General features: G+C 41.3%; 13 protein-coding genes. 7 read left to right on the top strand and 6 right to left on the bottom strand.

Annotated features, from left to right (window positions below; translation table 11 throughout):
* Window positions 1–137 precede the first annotated feature (137 nt).
* Complete coding sequence (locus Q0954_RS09035; RefSeq protein WP_299456039.1) at window positions 138–761, bottom strand: hypothetical protein; 624 nt, start codon at window positions 759–761, stop codon at window positions 138–140.
* Between the two features lie 461 nt (window positions 762–1,222).
* On the opposite strand from Q0954_RS09035, the gene Q0954_RS09030 reads away from it, so the two are divergent.
* From Q0954_RS09030 to Q0954_RS09015, 4 genes are all read left to right on the top strand, one after another.
* Window positions 1,223–1,876, top strand: a complete 654-nt coding sequence (locus Q0954_RS09030) for a hypothetical protein (protein WP_299456038.1) — start codon at window positions 1,223–1,225, stop codon at window positions 1,874–1,876.
* Between the two features lie 236 nt (window positions 1,877–2,112).
* Window positions 2,113–3,045: a hypothetical protein gene (locus Q0954_RS09025; protein ID WP_299456037.1), complete on the top strand. Its 933-nt coding sequence runs from the start codon at window positions 2,113–2,115 to the stop codon at window positions 3,043–3,045.
* Between the two features lie 7 nt (window positions 3,046–3,052).
* A complete protein-coding gene (locus Q0954_RS09020) occupies window positions 3,053–3,394 on the top strand; it encodes a hypothetical protein (RefSeq protein ID WP_299456036.1) in 342 nt (113 codons plus the stop codon).
* Between the two features lie 115 nt (window positions 3,395–3,509).
* Window positions 3,510–4,049: an NUDIX hydrolase gene (locus Q0954_RS09015; protein WP_299456034.1), complete on the top strand. Its 540-nt coding sequence runs from the start codon at window positions 3,510–3,512 to the stop codon at window positions 4,047–4,049.
* Window positions 4,050–4,100: 51 nt separating this feature from the next.
* Here the strand turns inward: Q0954_RS09015 and Q0954_RS09010 are convergent, their stop codons facing one another.
* From Q0954_RS09010 to Q0954_RS08990, 5 genes are all read right to left on the bottom strand, one after another.
* Window positions 4,101–5,963 (bottom strand): T9SS type A sorting domain-containing protein, encoded by a 1,863-nt coding sequence (locus Q0954_RS09010; protein ID WP_299456032.1) that lies wholly within the window; start codon window positions 5,961–5,963, stop codon window positions 4,101–4,103.
* A gap of 346 nt (window positions 5,964–6,309) precedes the next feature.
* Window positions 6,310–9,285, bottom strand: a complete 2,976-nt coding sequence (locus tag Q0954_RS09005) for a WD40 repeat domain-containing protein (protein WP_299456030.1) — start codon at window positions 9,283–9,285, stop codon at window positions 6,310–6,312.
* Window positions 9,286–9,313: 28 nt separating this feature from the next.
* Window positions 9,314–10,333, bottom strand: a complete 1,020-nt coding sequence (locus tag Q0954_RS09000; protein ID WP_299456028.1) for a hypothetical protein — start codon at window positions 10,331–10,333, stop codon at window positions 9,314–9,316.
* A 261-nt stretch (window positions 10,334–10,594) separates the two neighbouring features.
* Window positions 10,595–11,263 carry a hypothetical protein gene (locus Q0954_RS08995; RefSeq protein WP_299456026.1) on the bottom strand — a complete coding sequence of 223 codons (669 nt, stop codon included), beginning with the start codon at window positions 11,261–11,263 and terminating at the stop codon, window positions 10,595–10,597.
* Between the two features lie 445 nt (window positions 11,264–11,708).
* Window positions 11,709–12,539 carry an acyl-CoA thioesterase II gene (locus tag Q0954_RS08990; protein ID WP_299456025.1) on the bottom strand — a complete coding sequence of 277 codons (831 nt, stop codon included), beginning with the start codon at window positions 12,537–12,539 and terminating at the stop codon, window positions 11,709–11,711.
* A gap of 245 nt (window positions 12,540–12,784) precedes the next feature.
* Here Q0954_RS08990 and Q0954_RS08985 point away from each other — a divergent pair, with 245 nt between their 5' ends.
* From Q0954_RS08985 to Q0954_RS08975, 3 genes are all read left to right on the top strand, one after another.
* On the top strand, window positions 12,785–15,286 hold the full coding sequence (locus Q0954_RS08985) for a COR domain-containing protein (RefSeq protein ID WP_299456024.1): 2,502 nt from the start codon (window positions 12,785–12,787) through the stop codon (window positions 15,284–15,286).
* 828 nt (window positions 15,287–16,114) lie between these two features.
* On the top strand, window positions 16,115–18,454 hold the full coding sequence (locus Q0954_RS08980; protein ID WP_299456023.1) for a TonB-dependent receptor: 2,340 nt from the start codon (window positions 16,115–16,117) through the stop codon (window positions 18,452–18,454).
* A gap of 21 nt (window positions 18,455–18,475) precedes the next feature.
* Window positions 18,476–19,954, top strand: a complete 1,479-nt coding sequence (locus Q0954_RS08975; RefSeq protein ID WP_299456022.1) for a PepSY-associated TM helix domain-containing protein — start codon at window positions 18,476–18,478, stop codon at window positions 19,952–19,954.
* Window positions 19,955–20,224 lie beyond the last annotated feature (270 nt).

Below are 20,224 nucleotides of genomic sequence, written 5' to 3'. Positions count from 1 at the left end.
ATTGCCTTAAAAGTCAATCTTAAAAGTAAATGTAAGTTATCGCCAAACACAAAGCCCACTTAGGCTGTATGATATTAGTCAGGCTACGTTGCGGTAGCAAAACTACCCCAAGGCAACAAAGACTATTTAAGTTCACTTTATGCCCCTACTTTCTCAAATACCCAAAAAGGGTGGTCAGGATGACTTACCTGAATAAAACCTTCATGTGCAGGCTTAAGGTATTGCTCGTTGGGCTGGTACGCAACATCGACATAAGGTATCAGGTTTTCGGTTTGAGGCGGAATTTCGGTAGCAATTGGCAATACTTTGAAGAGAGTATCGGCTGTGACCCACTTTTTCCAGGCACCTTGTGCTACATAAAAGGCTTTAAACTCGTGACTAAACACAATGACATCCATTTTTTCCAGAAAATCGCGTTTAACCAAGTCTTGATCAAATTGGGTAATGATATTGACTGATGCGTGGTTGCGGTGGTATAAGTATTTCAAACCATGCTCTACCAAGTTATCATTTACTGCTATTATTTCTATAGGATATTGGTTAGTAGTTTGCGTACGAATGTTTTCAAAACTGGTCTCCTGGCATACTACTACGTCTATCTTGATGCCCCACTGAAGTACTTGATCAAGGGCTTGCTCTACCACTACCAGGGTGGGGCTCCACTCTAGCAACTGTTGGATAAACTCCAGATTGCTGGCTTCGGGCTCTATGATAAACAAGGCTGGCTCTTGCTCATCTCTCACTACATGATGGGAGGACATAATTTTATAGGGTTTGGTTTTTCAATCACTACAAAATAACAAAAAAGAAATGGTTATCCAACTACAAGTGAGCCCCCTTCTAGACAAAACAAGTGAAACAACAACAATAACATGGGTTTACGAACCAATTGCTCGCTTCGCTGGTGTTGGGCAAAAAATCAACTCACCACAAGCTCACAAAGGCCCCTACTCGCTTCGGTTAAAAAGCTGGCTTTTTTGAGCCATCTGCTTACCCATCAACGTATACACCATAAGGCAAATAAAACACCTGTTTTGTGTTGCCTTTCCCTCCTCTAAATCCTTTCGTATTGATCTACATAAAGCGGTAGGTTGTATATAGATGGGGTATGAATGTATAAGAAGATAAACCGTATACTGAAGGGAGCGTTGTTAGTAGTAAAAATCACATAACCGATTAAATCATTATGAAAAAATTAGCGCATCTATTCTCTATAATCTTTATGATGTCTTTGATAGCTTTTACGCATGAAGGACAAGCTCAGCGAGTGAAAAAACGTGAAGTGAAGGCCGGAAAAATGGCTCGAAGAGAGGCTCGTAAATTTAAAAAAGAAGGTTGGAGAGTTCTCCCAGGATCATTGCCTATGCAAAAACTGCTGGATCGCTCGTGGAGAAAACAACTAAGTGAAGATGATTACGGTAAAGCAAAATATATTTGGGCGGCAGGTAACGGGGTAGCAGGCTCACAGGCAGCTGCCAATATGCAAGCAATGGAGGTAGCCAAACTTCAACTTGCCGGACAACTGGAAAGTAACTTAACTGCTATTGCAAAAACGTCTATAGCCAATAACCAACGCACCAAAGCTAAAGCAGAAACTGTGACTAAAGTAGTAACTGCTGCCAAGAATACAATTATTACCCGTTTGCGTAATGTAGAACCTACTTACAAGATTTACCGTGAGGTAACCGAAATTGTCCGTCGTAAGAAAAGAAGACGCGGTATTAAAGTAGAAAACGGAAATATTGAAGTACAAGTAATGTTGTTTTACAACAAAAAAGAAGCCGCAGCGATTGTAGAAGAAGAGGTAAAGAAGGCTTTGAAGGAAGAAGTAGAAGATATTCATAAAGAAGTAAATGACTTGAAAAAGAAGAACTAAATAGATGGTTGGAATAGTTAAATGGTTTTATTGTGATAAGCTATTTAACTTACAGGGGACATTCCCCTTATACACTGGAAAACCAAGCCCATTTTATAAAAAAATAATGCAAATTTGAACCAACAATACACTTTTACACTATATTTTCACTAAATATTGAGGTTAGATACTTTTATAGATCTAACCTTTTTTTATTGGGTAATAAACAAGTTCATCATTAAAACAACTTACATACAATGAAAAACGATCACTTACATACTGCTTTTTTTACCCTGATACTGCTCACACTAGCCAGCAGTTTGCAGGCGCAACGCGTCATTGCGGTGGGCGGTAAATCACAAATCTTACTCAATGACTCTTACTGTATAGGCGAGGTAAAACGAATGGCGGTTGACCAAGCAAAAATAAACGCCCTTGAGAAAGCCTACGGGCGGGTAATTGTGCAAGGAACAAGTACCTATGTAGAAAATATTATCACAGGTGAAAAGGTAAAAACCAATACCAAAATGAACACCATTGCCAACTCTATGGTAAAGGGTGAATGGGTAAAAACAAAAAAAACAACCATGGAATGGGTAGTAAGAGAAAAACCCAAAGGAGGGCAAGAGCTGTGGCTAATGTGTGAAATAAAAGGAAGTGCCCGTGAGATTAAAGACAGTAAGGTTGACTTTGAGGTGTTTACAATGAATTGTAATAACAACCCTGACAAATGTAAAACCGAGCAGTTTAAAAACCGTGAGGAACTGTACATGCACTTTAAAACAGCCTCTAAAGGGTATTTAAGCGTATTTATGGAAGAGTCGGGCACGGTATATCGCTTACTGCCCTACCCCAACATGCACGAGTCTTACGAAAACGCTGTGCCTGTAAAAGCTGATCAGGCATATACCCTGTTTTCGGAGAAACATTACGACTATTTCAAAAACTCTACTCCCGATGAGATTATGGAGTATATAATGACTACCGGGGGCAAATCTCAATTGTTTAATCGTATATTTGTTGTGTTTTCTAAAAAGGCATTCAAGAAGCCCCTGTTATCTAACCATGCTACTGGGCTTAAAGTAACGACACCAGAGAAGTTTCAAAAATGGCTGGGTACCAACCGGGCTGTAGACCCTTTGTTTCAAGTAAAAACCCTGGATATAACAGTTACTCAATTTAAAAAATAAACATACGATGCGCTACAACTTAGACAATAAAAGATTTGTAACTACACACAATGAGTCGGGCTTATCGTCTGCTCACACTATTTTCCATTACTTTCAAGAGGGTGACACCATTCGCGGAAGCTATAAAGGTGGTGAGGTAAAAACAGGCGTATTGGTAGGCAAACAAACCGCTCCTAATCAAATAGTGTTGCGGTTTCAATGCATTACGCAGGCAGGCATACTAATGAGTGGGCAATCGGAGGGTACTATTGGACAAAATGGCGCAGGTTTGCTTACGCTGGAGTTTAGCTGGCGCTGGCTCGATGGTGACCAATCGGGGGGTATATCGCATTATATAGAGATTGTTTAATGTGTTGGCTTTTGATGGTCAATCAACCCTGTTTATTGCTGAGATACTCTGGAGGGCCGCCTGTTTTTTTCGCGGGGTTGGCGAAACGATAAACGCCTACTTTAAATTATACACTATGAACTTTTGCAGTAAATGTGGTTCAGATGATGTCCACCTTCGTTTAGAACAAGAAAGCTTTGTACGCTATGCTTGCCAAGCCTGTGATGCCATTCATTACCAAAATCCACTGCTGGTAGTAGGTTGTGTGCCGGTTTACCAACAACAGGTATTACTTTGTAAAAGAGGCATAGAACCACGCAAGGGCTACTGGAACTTGCCTGCGGGTTTTATGGAGCTCAACGAAAGTGTGACCGCTGGCGCTTTGCGTGAGCTTACAGAAGAAACGGGGCTAAGTGGTCAAATAATACGCCTGCATTCGGTGTATACTGCCCGGCAAAAAAACCAGGTCATGTTACATTTTTTAACACGCCTCGAAAATATTGATTTTAGTTTAAACGAAGAAAGTGTAGCAATTCAACTATTTGAGTTAAACGATATTCCTTGGGGCAAACTTGCTTTTAAGTCTAATGTGTTTGCCTTGAAAAGCTACCTCAAAACCCTTGAAAGTCCTACTAATGAGGTGTTTATCAGCGAAAGCGATGACAAAAACGGATAGGTAATATTTCCCCTGCAAAACGATTAAAGCCTACAAGGGAAAAAGGCGAGCTTACCTTGACAGTACTAACCTTTGCTGTATCACTTGCTTTTGGGAAATTATTCGACAAAGATACACGCCGTTTTTCCATTGGCTTAACCCACTGTTGAGCTGTTGGTTCAACGCCAACAAATCACCTTGGGCACTAAGCAATGCTACCCCATGTAGATTGTATACCATGAGTTTAAAACTTTTCCCTGGGAGGTTTACCCGTAGGCTTACCTTGCCTTGACAAGGGTTGGGCGATAACTGCATAATATAGGCGTAAGGAGTAGCAGTAAGCGTTTGCCATTGAGATACCTGCCCCCCTCCTTGTTGACTCATTTGTCTAATGCGGTAATACTTTCCTCTGGAAGTGGGTAATTGATACTGATAATAAGGCTGTCCATCCTGGCGAATAGGTACAAAACCTACTGCGTCGAAACTATGTCCATCATAGCTGGCTTCTATCATAAAACCCTTCAGGTAATGAGCAGCAGTCACTATCCAGCTTAGCGACACCATTTGTGCATTTGTTTGTTGTACTTTGAACGAGTGAAACGAAGTAGCTAAAGCCGGGTTCATCAATCTATACACCAGTAATGCTCCATTATTGAGCCCTATGTCATCGCTAAATGGTACCCCGGTAGTTACTATAGTGCCATCTGCCGACACTGCCACCGAATTGCCTAAAAAGTCTCCTGCGGTATCGCCATCAATATCGCCCGCTAGTTGCACCCAACCAGCCACGGTGTTGCTCCACTCATACACCCGCACTTGCCCGCTATCTTCTCCACTGCCATCGTTTTCGGGAGCACCCACAACCACCGTTAAGCCATTGGCCGATAAAGCCACTGCTGCTCCAGCATTGTCACGGGCAGCTTCTCCGGTAATAGGGCTGCCCAAAAGCTTCCATAAAGCACCGTTCCACTTGTAGATACGAGTATGCCCACTGTTGCTTCCTTGGTCATCGTTGGCAGGCGAACCAATGGCTACCACTGTTCCATCTGCCGAAAGGTCTACCGCATAGCCCGATAAATCGCCCCTGGCTGCACCATCTACGTCAGCACCCAATTGTCGCCAGTTGCTACTTGTTTTGTCCCATTCAAAAATACGGGTATGTCCACTATTGGTACCACCACCATCGTTGGCACTTACACCTATAGCCACCCTTTGCCCGTTGGCCGACAAGGCTATAGCATAATCAGATACGCCATCGCTTGCCGCTTCTCCGTCTATAGCAGTGCCAAGTAGTTGCCAGTTTTCCTTTGTTTCGTTCCATTCAAACAACCTGGTATGCCCACTATTGCTCCCGTTTTTGCCATTGTGGAGCCTTGCTGCCACTGCCACTACATTGCCATTGGCAGCTATGTCTACCGAATAGCCAGCTCTGTCGCCAAAGCGTATGCCTTCTATAGCAGCACCTAATTGTTGCCAGGCTTGCGTCAAATCATCCCATTGATACACCCTGGCGTGTCCGCTGCTCTCTCCATTGCCATCATTGCCTGGTGCTCCTACAATCAACCGTGTACCATTGCCCGATATAGCCAAGGTTCGCCCAGCCTGGTCTACTCTAGCCTCGCCAATGATAGGTTTGCCTTTTTGCTGCCAGTCGTTTTTACCCTTACTCCAGGCATACACCACTACCCTTCCCCGGTCATTGCCTTTTTGGTCGTAGTCGGGCGACCCCATGACTACAGTTAAACCATCGGCAGACATAGCCACCGTTTTGCCCGCATTTTCATTGCCTAGGCTTCCTTTAATTTTGTTGCCTAGCTTTTGCCAACCAATAGGGTTTTGTGCTACACCTAACGCTTGGGTAATCAGTAAAATACTTGCAATTAATTTTGTGGTGATGATGTAATCGATTCTTAAGTAAATAAAATGTAACTTCATTTAGTAATTATATTTTGTAACGTTAGCAGTAATATCAGTATAACTACCTATTTATCAAATATTTATAAAAAAATAGCCGGCAAATATAACAGAAGATTATTAAAAAACAATTGAACTTTTAAGGGTATTGAGTCAGATTGGATGTAAGCAAGAATAAGAATGAAAAATGCCAATGGTATAGTGCTATTTTAGGTATGAGAAGCCAAAATGTGGGCAATAAAAAAAACGGGCAGAAAGTCTGAAAGCTTCTGCCCGTTTTTGGTGAAGTGCTTGTTTAAAATGTATTCAAACAAGTACTCATTAAAATAGTATGGATTATATATAGTTTTAGTAAAAGTTTACAAATTTAGTTAAGCACAAAGTCCAGGTCTTGCTTAGACTGTATAGGACGTGGGTGCAATTTAAAAGTATAACTGCCTGCCTGATCTACCTTGTCGACATCTATATTGGCAAACTCCCTTTTTTCGATCACTGCCAGGCGGTCATTGGGTAATATAGCAATCAATTTATTTGCCATATTTGGATCAAACTGAAAACGATGCCAACTTCTTTGGGTATAAGGCACTACTGCTGTCCCTTGCTCACCTGTAATCAGGTATACTTTGATGTTTTCGTCTTGATGGTCTACCCCAGGCCCAAAGTCAAACTCGGCTTTACAAATGATGTTTTCTTCCATTTTGAACACTCGGTGGACACCATACACGCCAAATCGCCTGACTGTAAAGCGCCTCAACACTTTAGCCCTTACTTTAGGTTTTTTTGCCTTTAATTCGCGTTGTTTGTTGGCTTTTTGTTTGACGGCTTGCTCATACTTGGCAATCATATCTGACAAGTCTTTGTTTTGGGTAAATGACTTATGTACCAATCCTTTGGTTTGAAGTTCCTCAGGAATTTCGTCTGAAGTAGCTTTTCTTACAATAGTTACAAAGTTTTTACCCCTTATTTCTACCTTTCGGCCGTTGGTTTCTACTACCCTTCTTTCTTTGATCAATTCTAATTCGTAAATGTCTTTTTGAGAAGTCTCTACCCAAAGTTTTACGGTGTTGTCTGCCGAAGCAGTCGCTATATGCAAGCCATTGGGCGAAAACGTAGCGTGGTTTACCTTATTGGTATGCCCCCTTAGGTTGTAGCGAAAGTTACCACTTCCATCCCAAATTTTTGCCAGGTAATCGTCAGACGCTGTAACAATGGCATGCTGACTAGGTGAAAACTGAATATTATTGATCTTTTGCAGATGCCCTTTGCCTTTATAGCTTCCTCCCATGTTTTTAATCAACACGGTACGCACTCCTTTCTGATAAATAGAAAACAAGTGCGCAGTACGATGGGCAATGGTAATAAGATGGGTGCCATCGTTTGAAAATATAGCTTGATTAGCCGACCCTTTGATGCTATGTAATAGTTCTCCATTGCTTGACCAAACCCCTGAACCTGTCTCTGATATTACAGAAGTGGTTACTAAATATTTGCTATCTTTAGACACCCCTACAGAGTTATGATCTCCTTCTAATGTATGTAGCAGTTTGCCATCTATGTACCAAATCTTGACTGGGCCTTTTTTAGACACGCTCAGCACATTTTTGCTATTAGGTGTAAACCGGGCTTCTTTGAGCGCATATTTATGCTGCATTGTATGCAACAAACGCCCCTGGTTGTTCCATAATTTGATGGTATTGTCAGCTGCTGCGGTTAAAATCAGCTTGCCATTTGCCGAAAAGTCAATACTCAAGACTTTGCCTTTGTGCCCGCTGAGATTTGCCAGCAAACTGCCTTGTTTATTCCAAAGCTTTGCCGTAAAATCGTCGGAAGCAGTCAACACTTTTTGTCCATCTGGAGAAAACAACGCCTTAGTAACAGCTTTGCTATGCCCTATAAGGGTTTGCACAAGCATTCCTTGATTGTCCCATATTTTTGCAGTAGCATCGGCCGAAGCGGATACTACATACCTGCTATCAGGCGAGAAATTTACCGAAAACACCGCTGCTTTGTGCCCTGTAAGTGACACCGGAAGGTACTTAAGACTTGTCAATTTAATATCGTCCCATTTTTCGTTGAATACCCAACTGTTGCGTTTGGTAGGGCTTTGTTCTTTGTTTTCTCCTATGTATTGCCAAACTACATCTTTGAAAAACTCCAGGTGGGGGTTTTTTTCTATGTTAAAATCTAACTGGAAATAGTCTGCTTTTGCCTTCCATACTTGCGCTAAGTCTTTCTTTTGTTGTGCCAACAGTTTTTCAATGTATGCTATCGAGTCGGTATGGTGTTGCGACTTCATTTGAGCAATTACTTCTTTCAGAGAATCTATGCGTTGCTTGTCGGCTTTTTTATAAGTTTTTGCCTCTTGTATACGTTTTTCTACAATTATTTTGGAGGTAATTGCTGAGGCTCCAATCCATTGCCACTGGGGCGATACTCTGGCAGTGCTGCTTTGGGCAAAAGCCCCTGGAATAATGCCTGCCTGATTGGTACGCAAATAATTAAGGGTCAATGGTTGAGTACCATCTTCGAGGTAATAATGATTGAAGCCATCACCGTCGTGACGAGACGCAAACTGAATATCAATGTTTTTGCCTTGAGCTATGTATACAGACTCTTTGCCTTTTTTGCCTCTAATCTCAAACATTCCAGCAGTCTCAAGGTTGTTGGTAACCCCAAGACTATCTTGCTCTAGCGGTATACCACTGGCTATAATGTCTGCAGTATTGTGTAACTCCCTGTACTCAATTTTCACTTTACCCTTGATGGGTTTCCCTTTTTTATCGACAAAGCTATAGGCTGGAATATTTATAATGGTACCATCTTCTAGCTTAATGGTTTTAGCTTCTTCATTGCTTACCTCTAGTTCGTCAAACTGCACGTTGATTGATTGGTTGACAAAAGGCGTCTCTATTTTTGAAATCATCGATTGGTCAGCCTTTGACGGATTTTGTAACATGAACCAACCTATAGTTCCTAAAACTACTACAGCAGCAGCCATGTTTCTGATCCGTTTGCCTAACCCCCTACTTACCATGCTTGCAGGTTTAAGCGACTGTTTGTACTCATCAAGAAAAGCATGCACCGAAGAGTTACTCACCTCTTCGTCTTGCATAAATTGGTAAAACTCATATACTTCACGCTGACAAGCCGCACAATGAGCTACATGGTCTTGCATTACCTGTGGCAAATCTGAGCGACGATCAATAAGCATAGCCTCCACATACAGCGTGGTTCCGGCATCGTTGAGATGCTCACCATCAAAAAACTCCTCCTTGAGCTCTTTGTCAAGGGCTACAGGGTCGGGCTTTTTTGGTTTTTTATTTATGGCTAAATTGCGTTTCATTTTCAATGTTTTTGCTTTTTTCAATTAATCAGCTAATACCTATTCTTAATGCAGCAAGCGAAAATTTTCGTCCTATGATTTGCCGTTTTGCCGAAGCGCTTGTTCTGGGCTTGAGGGCAATCACCTTAGGCTCAGGTTCTTCTTCGACCGTATTGGCAGCTTGTGTCGAATGATCGCTAGAGGTACTAAAGTATTCATATAAAAAATCAGCAAAAAGTTTTTTATCGTTGATTCTAAACACCTGTTCACCATCTTTGATCTCCAGGTCATCTATTATTCCCTTTTTATACTTATCACCGCTTATGTGTTGGTTTACCCACCGTTGAATCGCCTGAGGCGACCCTTTTTCCTGGCGGTATTTCTGAAAATAAGGATGAATGATGTGAAACAAATCACGGTCTTCTTTGTGTCGGTAGTCGGTATCTTCACCCAAGGCTTCCTGCAACTTTTTCATGTCCTGACTTTTCATTCCAGGGAAGCAGTTCAACAAGTCAAATTCGGTAATGATAGCCCTTGCCTGAAGCTTTAACAGTAAAATAAGTTTGTAGCCAATTTTAGGAAAGGTTGCCAAAAATGAAGTAAGGAAGTCTCCAAACATTGTTTTAAGTTGTCCCAATAAATCTTGTGATTCGGTTTGGTTCTTATAACTTTTGTCGGGCATCAGGTTGTGGCTCCGGTCGTTGCGTTCTTCTTCTTCGCTTCCAAACAGGTTGTTAACTGAAACAATTTTTTCGCGTTTGTTTTTTTCCTGCGCCAATAGTGTATTGAGCTTGTTACGAACAGATTTTGCCAGATAAAACTTAAAGGAGATGCCTTTTTTACAGGCTTTTAAAAATGAAGGGCTGGGCAAAGAGCTGGAGTACAAATGTAGGTATACTTCCTGAAAAAAGTCATCCTTGAATTGATTATAATAAGGAAACCCCCTTAGGTAAGCTTCTACTTTCTCTCTGATGTAACCCTGATATTCCCTCAGTATTGCATCGTATTGCTTGCTTTCCAGCAGCTCTACGCAATATTCGTCAGAAATGGGTTCACTAAACTTACTCATAAATACACCTTATTAGTTTACTTGTTTGATTAGCTATACAAAGGTGGTGGTTTGCACTGGAGTATTTTTTACAATTTATTTTTCAACGTTCCCAAATATGAGTCTTAAATGCTTTAAAATGAGTGAATTAAATATACAAAAGTTTTTTCTAAAAAAATAAATTTACTTGATAGTTTTAAAGTTGATAGCTTCTATCGTTGTCCGTTGACAGTGGACAATGAATAGCTCCAAAACCCAGTTCCCAGAACTTGGCAACTCAACCTACATTTTTTTCACCTGTTGAATCAAGCTTTCGTATTGTGTCCAAAACTCTTCGGAGTCGTTCTTAGGCTCAGCATTTTTCCATAATTGATTGGCTTTTTTCTCAATAGAGTTCAAGGTGGGTTGCTTGGGTGGGGCTGCCCGTATAGTGGCTTTTCTTTTTAAAAAAAAGTTGAAATTGAAGTTGAACTTTAACAAGTATAAGGCACTGAAAATAAATATCAATATCGATACTATTGATATAGTATCGGTAGTATTCCAAAATGAATCAAGTAGTACAAGGGCAAGCCAGCCAATGCCTATAGCCAAAGCTAACCAAAAGAGCATTTTGGAAAAAACTTTGACAGATTGCACCAGTGTAGATACTGTGCTTGCCCAAACGTTGGCAAGACTCAATTTGCTCTGCTTGAACAAATACGCTACGCTGACAATTACAATAATGGCTATACTCACCATCAATGCATTGCCTGGTACCTGAGATAGTAGCCAAAGTAATCCCATTCCTCCTCCAACAAACATTGTTAGGGCAATTGGCAAGGAAATAATAAGCACTAAAATGCCTCCTCCATCTTCTAAGGATTTGAAGGCATTTAAAATAAAATAGATGCTTATCGCCACAGCCGCAATGCTGGACACCAATACAATGATTAAATTAAAAATATCTGCCATAAGTTTGATTGCTTATTTATTATTAGGAGTGTACGAAGTTTTTAAAATCCTTGATATACAAATATTTACATATAAATCAAGGTGTTAATTGTAGGGGCTACCCTTGTGGTCGCCCTAGCAAAGAGCAAAAATGAGCGTATAAAACACCTTTTAAAAGTGAAAACAACCTTGTTTTTGTTCGCTTTAACCTTGCAAAATACTTATTATCAGATGATTACAAGACTTCGTACACTCCTAATTTATTATCAATACTCCACAGTAATTTTAGTCAAAGTTCTTGAGGTTGTAGAAGCGATCGAGTGAATGCTGCGGGCTATTGTATTATAAAAGAAAACGAAAAAAAAGAGGGAAAGGTTAGTGTTGTAGGAGAGGTAGTTTTTATGAGCTTTAGGAAGATTGGCATAGCAAGGTGCCAACTCTAGAGTTTGGCACCTTGCAAAACATATTACTCCATTACCCGCATGAGGTTTTCTTGAGTAAGCGAAGCTACCAAAGTACCATCTTGGGCATAGATATGTCCTTGGTTGAATCCTCTTGCGCCATACGCATTGTGGCTTTCGTGGCTAAACAAAAGCCATTCGTCTACCCGAAAAGGGCGATGCAACCAAACCGAATGGTCAATGGTGGCAAGGCGAAACTTAAGCTTGGGGTTTTGCTTAAGGTGAGGCTCTAGCGAAGAACTCAAAAAAGTATAGTCAGAGGCGCACGCCAATACTGTTTGATGCAACAACAAATCGTCGCCTAAGGCTTGATCTGCCTTAAACCATACGTGTTTTTTTATTGGAAACTGTTCACGGTCGATGGGTTGTACAATTCTAAAATCAAGTGGACGAATTTGTTGGGTAATATAATTGACCCAAAAACGGGCAGGAGAGTCATCTTTAGCAGCCAGTTCGTAAGTAGGTCGAAAGTTTTCGGGAGTGGGCACTTCTGGTTTGCTCACTTGGTGGCTTAGGCCTTCTTCTTTGATTTGAAACGATGCCGATAGGTTAAAAATAGGTCTGCCGTGCTGAATGGCTACCACCCGACGCGTAGTAAAGCTCCTACCATCACGGATACGGTCAATATCGTATACTATAGGAGCGGTCGCATCGCCCGGTAAAATAAAGTAGGAATGGAGCGAGTGCAACGAACGGTCTTCGGGCACGGTCATTCCGCAGGCATACAAGGCTTGCGCCAAAGCAAAACCACCAAAAACGGTTCCTTTTTCTGTGCCAAAAGCTGCCCCTCTATAAATATTTTGTTCGATCTTTTCAGGCTTCAGTTTATCTATCATATTTCTTTATTTTTTACAGGCGATATACGGTCACTACTTGCCTGGCTATAATATTACCAAGGGCGTAAAAGTAAGCTAAAGTTAGGCTTTTTCATACCCTAATGGGTGTAAACTGGTTTGTCTACCCCAAAAGTGTCTGCCACACCCATTGCCTACTATCTTTTCCTGGTATTTTTTTTACCGAACTTGTTTAAGGTTTATATTGCCTCTCTAAATGCTTGAACCAATTGAATAAAACCACGTTTATGGGCACACTTGCTGAGCAACTCATCCTTGAAAGTATCGAACTTAAAAAACCAGTGCTTGACTTGGGCAACTGTGGGCTGAGGGGTAACGAGCCTGAACTAAAGTTGTTGGCAAAATGTATCCATACAAGGGTATTGAATTTTTCGAGCAATTGGATAAATGATGTTGTAGAAGAAAGGTTGCCCTTGGTTTTTTCCAGCAATACTCAAGCCCCCAATCACCTTACCCAACTACCTGCTTATTTACCTCCTCACTTGCATACATTCATTGCTCAAGGCAACAGCGAAGCTCCCTGGAGCATCAAAAGCCTACAACCTTTGTTGCAACTGAAAGCGCTCAAACGCCTGGATATAGGGCACAACCAACTTATGAGTCTTAAGGCATTAGAAAACCTGCCCCAGCTCACCTACTTGTTTGCAAGCCACAATCAAATTACTGAAATAGAACCCATTGCCGCCCTTACTCAACTAGAGGAGTTGTTTTTAGACACCAACCAGCTCAACAATGTAGAAGCTCTGACGGGGCTGCACCAGCTTAAGCGACTAAGTATCATGAACAATAAAATTGCTCAGGCATTTGTCCTTCCCAAGTGCCATCGTTTGCGTACAATTTGGCTCTCTTACAATCAAATCACTGAAATAATACCCAATAGTACAGCAGAACAACTCACTTACCTAGATCTTAGGTTCAACCAAATCGAGCAGGTTTCTTTGCCCTGGCTGAAGGCTTTGCCTGCTTTAAAAACCTTGAACCTGGGTGGCAATATGCTTAACAATATACCCGCTGAAATACTTAAGCAAGGCTTAGAAGGTATAAAAAACTACTTGGTGTCGGTGAACAAAAAAATCAAACAACGTGAACTCAATGAAGCCAAGCTTATTTTTGTGGGAGTAGGCGAAGTAGGCAAAACCGAACTTGCTGAAGCGCTCAGCCAACCCAACTATGAATTTCGGGAAGGCAGAGAAAGCACCAAGGGCATCCAAATCAAGCATTGGAAGCTGCCCAACGCAAAACGTGAAGACAAGGCAGTAGATTTTGTGGCAAATATTTGGGATTTTGCCGGGCAGGAGATCAACTATGGCACCCACCAATTTTTTCTGACCAAAAACTCGGTGTATGTGTTCGTATGGGACGCCCGCAAAGACGAAGCCCAATCTAAATTTAATTATTGGCTCCATATTGTTACGCTGTTATCAGACAAAGCGCCCATTATTGTAGTGCAAAATAAGATAGATGAGTACCGCACTGACATTAACCGCCAAAACTGGCGCAAAGCTTTTCCTAACATTATAGATTTTGTCAAAACCTCGTGTAAAACAGGGGAAGGCATCGATACTTTGCGTCAAATGGTGATAGATGAACTGCTTAAATTGCCCAACACCCGTGAAATATGGAACAAAGATCGTTTTGCGGTACGCGAAACCCTGGAAAACCACCCAGATGATTACATAGGGCATAAAGACTATATGCGCGTTTGCTACGAACAAGGGCTGAGCCGCGAAGATGCGCGTTTTTTAGCGCAGCAACTCCACGACATTGGAGTAATTTTACACTTCAAAAACGCTCCCGAACTCAAAGATACAGTGGTGCTTAAGCCCGAATGGGCTACTAAAGCCGCTTATCAACTGCTTGACCACTATTTGGTTCTCGAACAGGGCAAGTTTACTGACAAGCGATTAGACGAGGTTTGGAACGAGGCTTGTTTCGACGATAAACATCATTTTTTGTTAGGCATTATGGAGCGGTTCGAGCTGGTCTTTCGCCTGAACAACACCAATGAATACATTGTGCCTGAACGCCTTCCGGTATTGGCGCCTGCCCCCGTTGTGTTGCCCGACAACACCCCACCTTTGTCAAAGGTTTTGCGGTTTGAATACCATTATGAGTTTATGCCTAAAGGTATATTCAGTCGGTTTATTTGCCGAATACATTACCTGATCAAAGAAGAACTTTTTTGGAAAAATGGGGTCATACTCAAGGCTGATCAAAGTCAGGCTTTGATCAGCTTAAACGATGTGCCTGCCATTAAAACCATTCAGATAGCTATTTGGGGCAAGCAAACCAGCGAACTATTGAGCACTGTTCGTCATCATTTTGATTACCTCCACCAACAATTGCATTTGGGCAAAGACTTGCTACATGAGAAGATTCCCTGCTCTTGTGAAGTTTGTACTACAGGCAAAACGGACAACTTTGACTACCAACACCTGCAAAACTGTTTGCAAGACGGCGACACGCACATTCGTTGCCTCAATCGTACCCACATGGCTATTGCCGATCTGCTACATGGTATAGCAAGCCAACCTGCTTCGCTCAAGCACTTATTGTATTTGATTGACACAGGTCAAATTTCTGAATTTTTTGCCGCAGCAGATCAATTGGGCAAACAAGACCGCGATTTGAATGCACTCCGTAATCAATTCATCCACGAAGGAACAAGGGACTACCAATATACCGATCGGCTCAAGGTTTGGGTAAGCAGGGTTTATGGGGGGGACTAGTACCTTAAACATTAAGTAAATGCGCTATTATTTGGGATGAGTTTTGTTTTCTGACGAACTTCAAAAATCGCGCATAGCCTTAGCTACGCAAGTTTTTTTAAGTAAAGTCAGTGGGCAAAAATCGCCGAAATAATGGGTTAGGTATTTAGTATTTAAGGTACTAGGGACTGAACTTTAAATCACTTCATCTGTTTAGGTCTTTTTGATAAAATCGACCATCCATATCTACTAGAAAAGCACAATACTGCTACCTTTTCACACCAAATAAATGATGGCAAACTAAATATCATTAAAAATGCAACAATATTGTATATACAACACTGTTGCATTTAGTATATTATTTAGCTAGTTTTGCATCCTGAAAAATGCTACAAACATATATTTCAGGCTTGGTGAATTGCAGCTAAAGCAATGTTTTAGCACACTACTGCTACTCTCTGCCCTGGCTTCATTACACAAGAAGAGTAAGTACCCAATGTCAAATTGAAAATACCGTGAGGCTATTTGCTTTTGGGCGATTAAGAGCTTGTTTAAAATTAGCCAAAAGGCAGAGCTCGCCTTCGGCTCGGTTCATTGATTAGGTCTTTTACGCGACTTTTATAATTATATATTGTCAAATTTAGCCGTTGGCAGAGCCCCGAAACAAGTTCGGGATTTATAAACTCGGCACAGCATAGCTCTAGCCATCGGTTCTTCAAAATTTGACGCACCTAATCCAAAAATTCATCATAAAACCTCCTGTAAACGACCGCTTTAAACAAGCTCTAACTGATGAATAATACTATCAAAATGCAAACATATTTTATACAACATAAACATATAACTCAAATGATGAATAGCCTGCGCTACCTTTTGATTTTAATTCTTTTAACCTCATTTTCCGCTTATTCCCAGCAAAATACAGGAACCATTTCGGGCACCGTTAAGACGAAAGAAGGCAACAACCTTCACTATGTGAGTTTGCTTCTGGAGGGTGCCAACCTGGGCAGCACTACCAATAGTTTAGGAGTGTTTACTATTGACAATGTTCCAACGGGTACTTACAAGCTGATTGTTTCCAGAATTGGCTACCAAACCATTAAGCAAGAAGTCACAGTCACCGCTGGAGCTACAAGTGAAGTAAACTTGAACCTGAGCGAAAAAAACACGCGCTTGAATGAAATACAAGTACGTGGTAAACGAGAGTGGGTAAGTGAAAGCCTTAACAAAATAGATGTTCCGCTCAAATATTTGCCAATTACAGCCAATACTGTGTCTAAGCAACTGATGGTACAACGTGGAGTAGATGATTTGGGCGAAGCGGTCAAAAGTACTCCTGGAGTTCGCCCAATCAATCGCTATGGGGGCTTTCAGACTTTTCACATCCGTGGATTCAACAATTTTGTCTTACTTACTGATGGGGTAAGGGATGAACGACATAATATATCTACAAGTGCCCCCAGTACCAACCTGGCTAATGTAGAACGTATAGAAGTATTGAAAGGTCCGGCCTCTGTACTTTTCGGACATTCGGCCTTGGGAGGAGTCATCAACATCGTAAGAAATCAGCCTAGTCCTGTGTTTACAGCCGATTTCTCAGCTGCTTATGGTAGCTTCAATACCCGAAGGTTACAAGCTGGGGCGGGAGGTCCCATTAATTCTAAGTGGTCATATCGTGTTGATTTTGGGCTTTCAGAGTCGGATGGTTTTCGCGACTATGGCACCAATACTAATAATTTTTATGCCGCTGTCCAATACCGCCCTCGCGATGGTGAAATATTAGACATCAGAATGGGTTTAAATAAAGATACCTATGATACTGATACTGGTTTGCCTGTATTGGAAAATGGCTCACTGGTGCCTGGTATGAACATTAATAATCGATATAATGACCCACAGGATTTCCTTAATCATACCCGTTATGATTTTCAAGTACGTTATGTAAAGCAATTGTCTAAAAGCACCAAAATTTCTAACCAACTTTCATACTATTGGGATGACATAGATTACTTCTCTACCGAGGAACTCACTTTCAATGCCACCCAGGATTCGCTTACGCGTTCTTTCCCATTTTATTTCAATCACCGCACCAAGCCACTACAAAACCAATTGGAGCTTACCCATGATTTTAGTATTGGTAACATAGAGCAGAAGCTATTGGTAGGTTATTCAATTAGCCTCATGGATCGAAAAACGTACCGAGGTGATATATTTGGTGAAGGTAAATTTACCACAGTTGCCGTACAAAATCCGATATTGAATCAGGGCTATATTGATCATCGAGATACCCGCTACCAGGCAAAGTTAGAAAACGTACATGGAATTTACGTGCAAGATTGGCTCAACATCGGTAATCACCTGAAAGCATTGATTGGTTTAAGGTATGACATTTTTAACGGGACTTACTTTGATGATGAGGTAGATGTCAGCCGCAATGTAATTTCTGAGGGTGAAAAAACCAACATTCCTTCACAAGCACTTACGTATCGTGCAGGGTTGGTTTATGAGCCCATTGAACAATTTTCCATATTCAGCGGATACTCTACTTATTTTAAGCCTTCCCGTAGAATCACTGGCGATGGGCAGGTCTTTGATCCTGAGACAGGTTTTCAGGCCGAAATAGGGAGCCGTTACTACCTCAGTACTTACCTTACAATGACCCTTTCGGGCTTTTACCTGCGTAAAAACAATATTGTAGAAAATCTGGGGGGTGGTGTGTTTCGCCAGGTAGGTTCAGCTGATTCTAAAGGAGTAGAAATAGAAGTGAATGCTTCTCCTCTGGATGGTTTTACCATTAATGCAGGGTATGCCTATACTGATATTAGTATCAGGGAGTTTGAAGGAGATGCAACGAATCCTTTGGCAGGCAATCGCATTGCTTATGCTCCAGATCACTTGGCCAATTTCTGGGCAAACTACGAGATACCCAAGGGTTTACTACGAGGATTTGGGATAAGCGCAGGGCTTTACCATACGGGTAAAAACTTCACCGCTGCCAACAACACTTATGCACTACCTGCTTATACCATATTGGATGGTAGCATCTTTTATAATTTTGGGAAAGGAGAAATAAGGTTAAATATAAACAATATTACCGACCAAATCTATTTCCGAGATGCTATTTATGGTAATCAGTTTTTCCCAGGGCTTACCAGAAATTATTTACTGACCATCCGATACAGACTATAAGTGGTGATGGCTAAAAACAGGATGAAAAAACTGACCAAAAAAATACTCTGGGTACACCGCTATACTGGTTTTGCCCTGAGCTTATTGTTTCTTTTTTGGTTTCTTTCGGGCTTTGTAATGATGTATAAGGGTTTTCCTTATCTCAACAAAACAGAAGCTTTAGCACGCGCCGAAGGCATCGCACCATCAAAGGACTGGGTGACTCCTCAGGAGTTATACCTGAAACACAACCTCGTAAACCATAGCTGGGAGTCTATCAGCGTAGTCTCGATAGGAGGCAGACCAATTTATAGATTGCAGGATAAGCAAGGGAAGTTTTACTGCTTCTTTGCCAATACAGGTAAAAAAGTGCCAGCTTTTAGCAAAAACGAGGCGAAAAACATTGTCAGTCGCTTTATGGGGAATAAAGTCAAGATAGCTCATGTTGAAAAAATGACTACATTAGATCAGTGGACACCCCGTACCCGTTTTTTACCTTATCTACCTGCTTATCGGGTGTATTTAGACGATGATAAAGGTACTGTATGTTATGTGTCTTCTATTACTGGGCAACTTTTTCAAAAACTCAACACTGCTGATAAAATATGGGCTTGGCTTGGCCCTATTCCGCATTGGATTTATTTCAAAAGCTTACGAATTCATGCCCAATTGTGGCGTGATGTGATAGTGGCTCTTAGTCTTGTGGGTGTGGTGATGTGTTTGACAGGGTTGTACATGGGTATTATCCGAGTAAGACGAAAAAAGGGGAATAAGTGGGCGTTTAGTCCTTACAAAAAGGTTTGGTTTAAGTGGCATCATTATACTGGATTTGTGTTTGGCTTGTTTACCTTTACCTGGATATTGAGCGGTCTTTTTTCTATGAACCCCTGGAAATGGAGTCCATCGAATAGCCTGAGTAGTGAAGCAAAGGAAGTGTGGCAAGGTGGGAAACTGAGCCCTGAACTGTTTAGCGTAAGCCCAAATAAGGCTATAGCCAACATAGAGGAAAAGGTCAGTGAGTTAACACTGACCTGTTTTGCCGGAAAGCCTTACTATCAGCTAAAGATGGCAGATGGCACGAGCAAATTACTGCCTTGTGATGGCACGTATACACTGCTTGAACATTTAGATAATCGGTCTTACGTCCAGCAAGTACAAGCCCTTCATCCTAAAGTAAAAATCTTGCGAGTTCGAGAGTTGACTGATTATGATGCTTACTATTATAACAAGCAGCGCACTAAGCCTCTGCCAGTGCTAAAAGTAGACCTTGCTGATCGCTCTAATACTACTTACTATATCAACCCTAAAACTGCGAAGGTGGCCATGAAATATGAAAATACCAGCCGCATAAATCGGTGGGTATATCATGGATTACATAGCCTGGATTTTCCTTCCTTGTTTTTTAGGAGGCCTCTTTGGGACATTGTCATGATGATACTGCTATTAGGTGGAACTAGTTTAAGCATTACTGGGTTGGCGCTTACCTGGAAGTGGTTCAAAAGAAAGGTTAATTTTAGGTAGGGACAGTTTTAGAGCTTGTTTTAAGTTAGACGTTGGCAGAGCCTTAACTTTTCACTTGAAGGCTTTAAATTACTTACTGGTAAATAACACCTATTGATCTTGATGTTTTAGGAACACACGCGAGGACGCGTGCGCCAGCCGTTGAAAAAATAACACTCAGCAAAATATGCTTATAAAAAGCAATGATTCGAGTATCTATGAGCCGTTACTTCCCCGAATCAAGTTCGGGATCATGGATTTTCTATAGGTAAAAAAGTAACCAAAAACCCC

Origin of the sequence: uncultured Microscilla sp. (assembly GCF_947493425.1) — a bacterium.
In the GTDB taxonomy this organism is placed as follows: Bacteria; Bacteroidota; Bacteroidia; order Cytophagales; family Microscillaceae; genus Microscilla.
The sequence above is the reverse complement of the archived record's forward strand: the minus strand, read 5'-3'. Positions and strand labels throughout refer to the sequence as shown.

Excerpts from the sequence above, each read along its gene's own strand:
- Q0954_RS09015 (WP_299456034.1), top strand. The coding sequence starts at position 3,510 with ATGAACTTTTGCAGTAAATGTGGTTCAGATGATGTCCACCTTCGTTTA.
- Q0954_RS09030 (WP_299456038.1), top strand. The coding sequence starts at position 1,223 with ATGATGTCTTTGATAGCTTTTACGCATGAAGGACAAGCTCAGCGAGTG.
- Q0954_RS09010 (WP_299456032.1), bottom strand. The coding sequence starts at position 5,963 with ATGAAGTTACATTTTATTTACTTAAGAATCGATTACATCATCACCACA.
- Q0954_RS08995 (WP_299456026.1), bottom strand. The coding sequence starts at position 11,263 with ATGGCAGATATTTTTAATTTAATCATTGTATTGGTGTCCAGCATTGCG.
- Q0954_RS09025 (WP_299456037.1), top strand. The coding sequence starts at position 2,113 with ATGAAAAACGATCACTTACATACTGCTTTTTTTACCCTGATACTGCTC.
- Q0954_RS08975 (WP_299456022.1), top strand. The coding sequence starts at position 18,476 with ATGAAAAAACTGACCAAAAAAATACTCTGGGTACACCGCTATACTGGT.
- Q0954_RS09000 (WP_299456028.1), bottom strand. The coding sequence starts at position 10,333 with ATGAGTAAGTTTAGTGAACCCATTTCTGACGAATATTGCGTAGAGCTG.
- Q0954_RS08980 (WP_299456023.1), top strand. The coding sequence starts at position 16,115 with ATGATGAATAGCCTGCGCTACCTTTTGATTTTAATTCTTTTAACCTCA.
- Q0954_RS09005 (WP_299456030.1), bottom strand. The coding sequence starts at position 9,285 with ATGAAACGCAATTTAGCCATAAATAAAAAACCAAAAAAGCCCGACCCT.
- Q0954_RS08985 (WP_299456024.1), top strand. The coding sequence starts at position 12,785 with ATGGGCACACTTGCTGAGCAACTCATCCTTGAAAGTATCGAACTTAAA.
- Q0954_RS08990 (WP_299456025.1), bottom strand. The coding sequence starts at position 12,539 with ATGATAGATAAACTGAAGCCTGAAAAGATCGAACAAAATATTTATAGA.
- Q0954_RS09020 (WP_299456036.1), top strand. The coding sequence starts at position 3,053 with ATGCGCTACAACTTAGACAATAAAAGATTTGTAACTACACACAATGAG.
- Q0954_RS09035 (WP_299456039.1), bottom strand. The coding sequence starts at position 761 with ATGTCCTCCCATCATGTAGTGAGAGATGAGCAAGAGCCAGCCTTGTTT.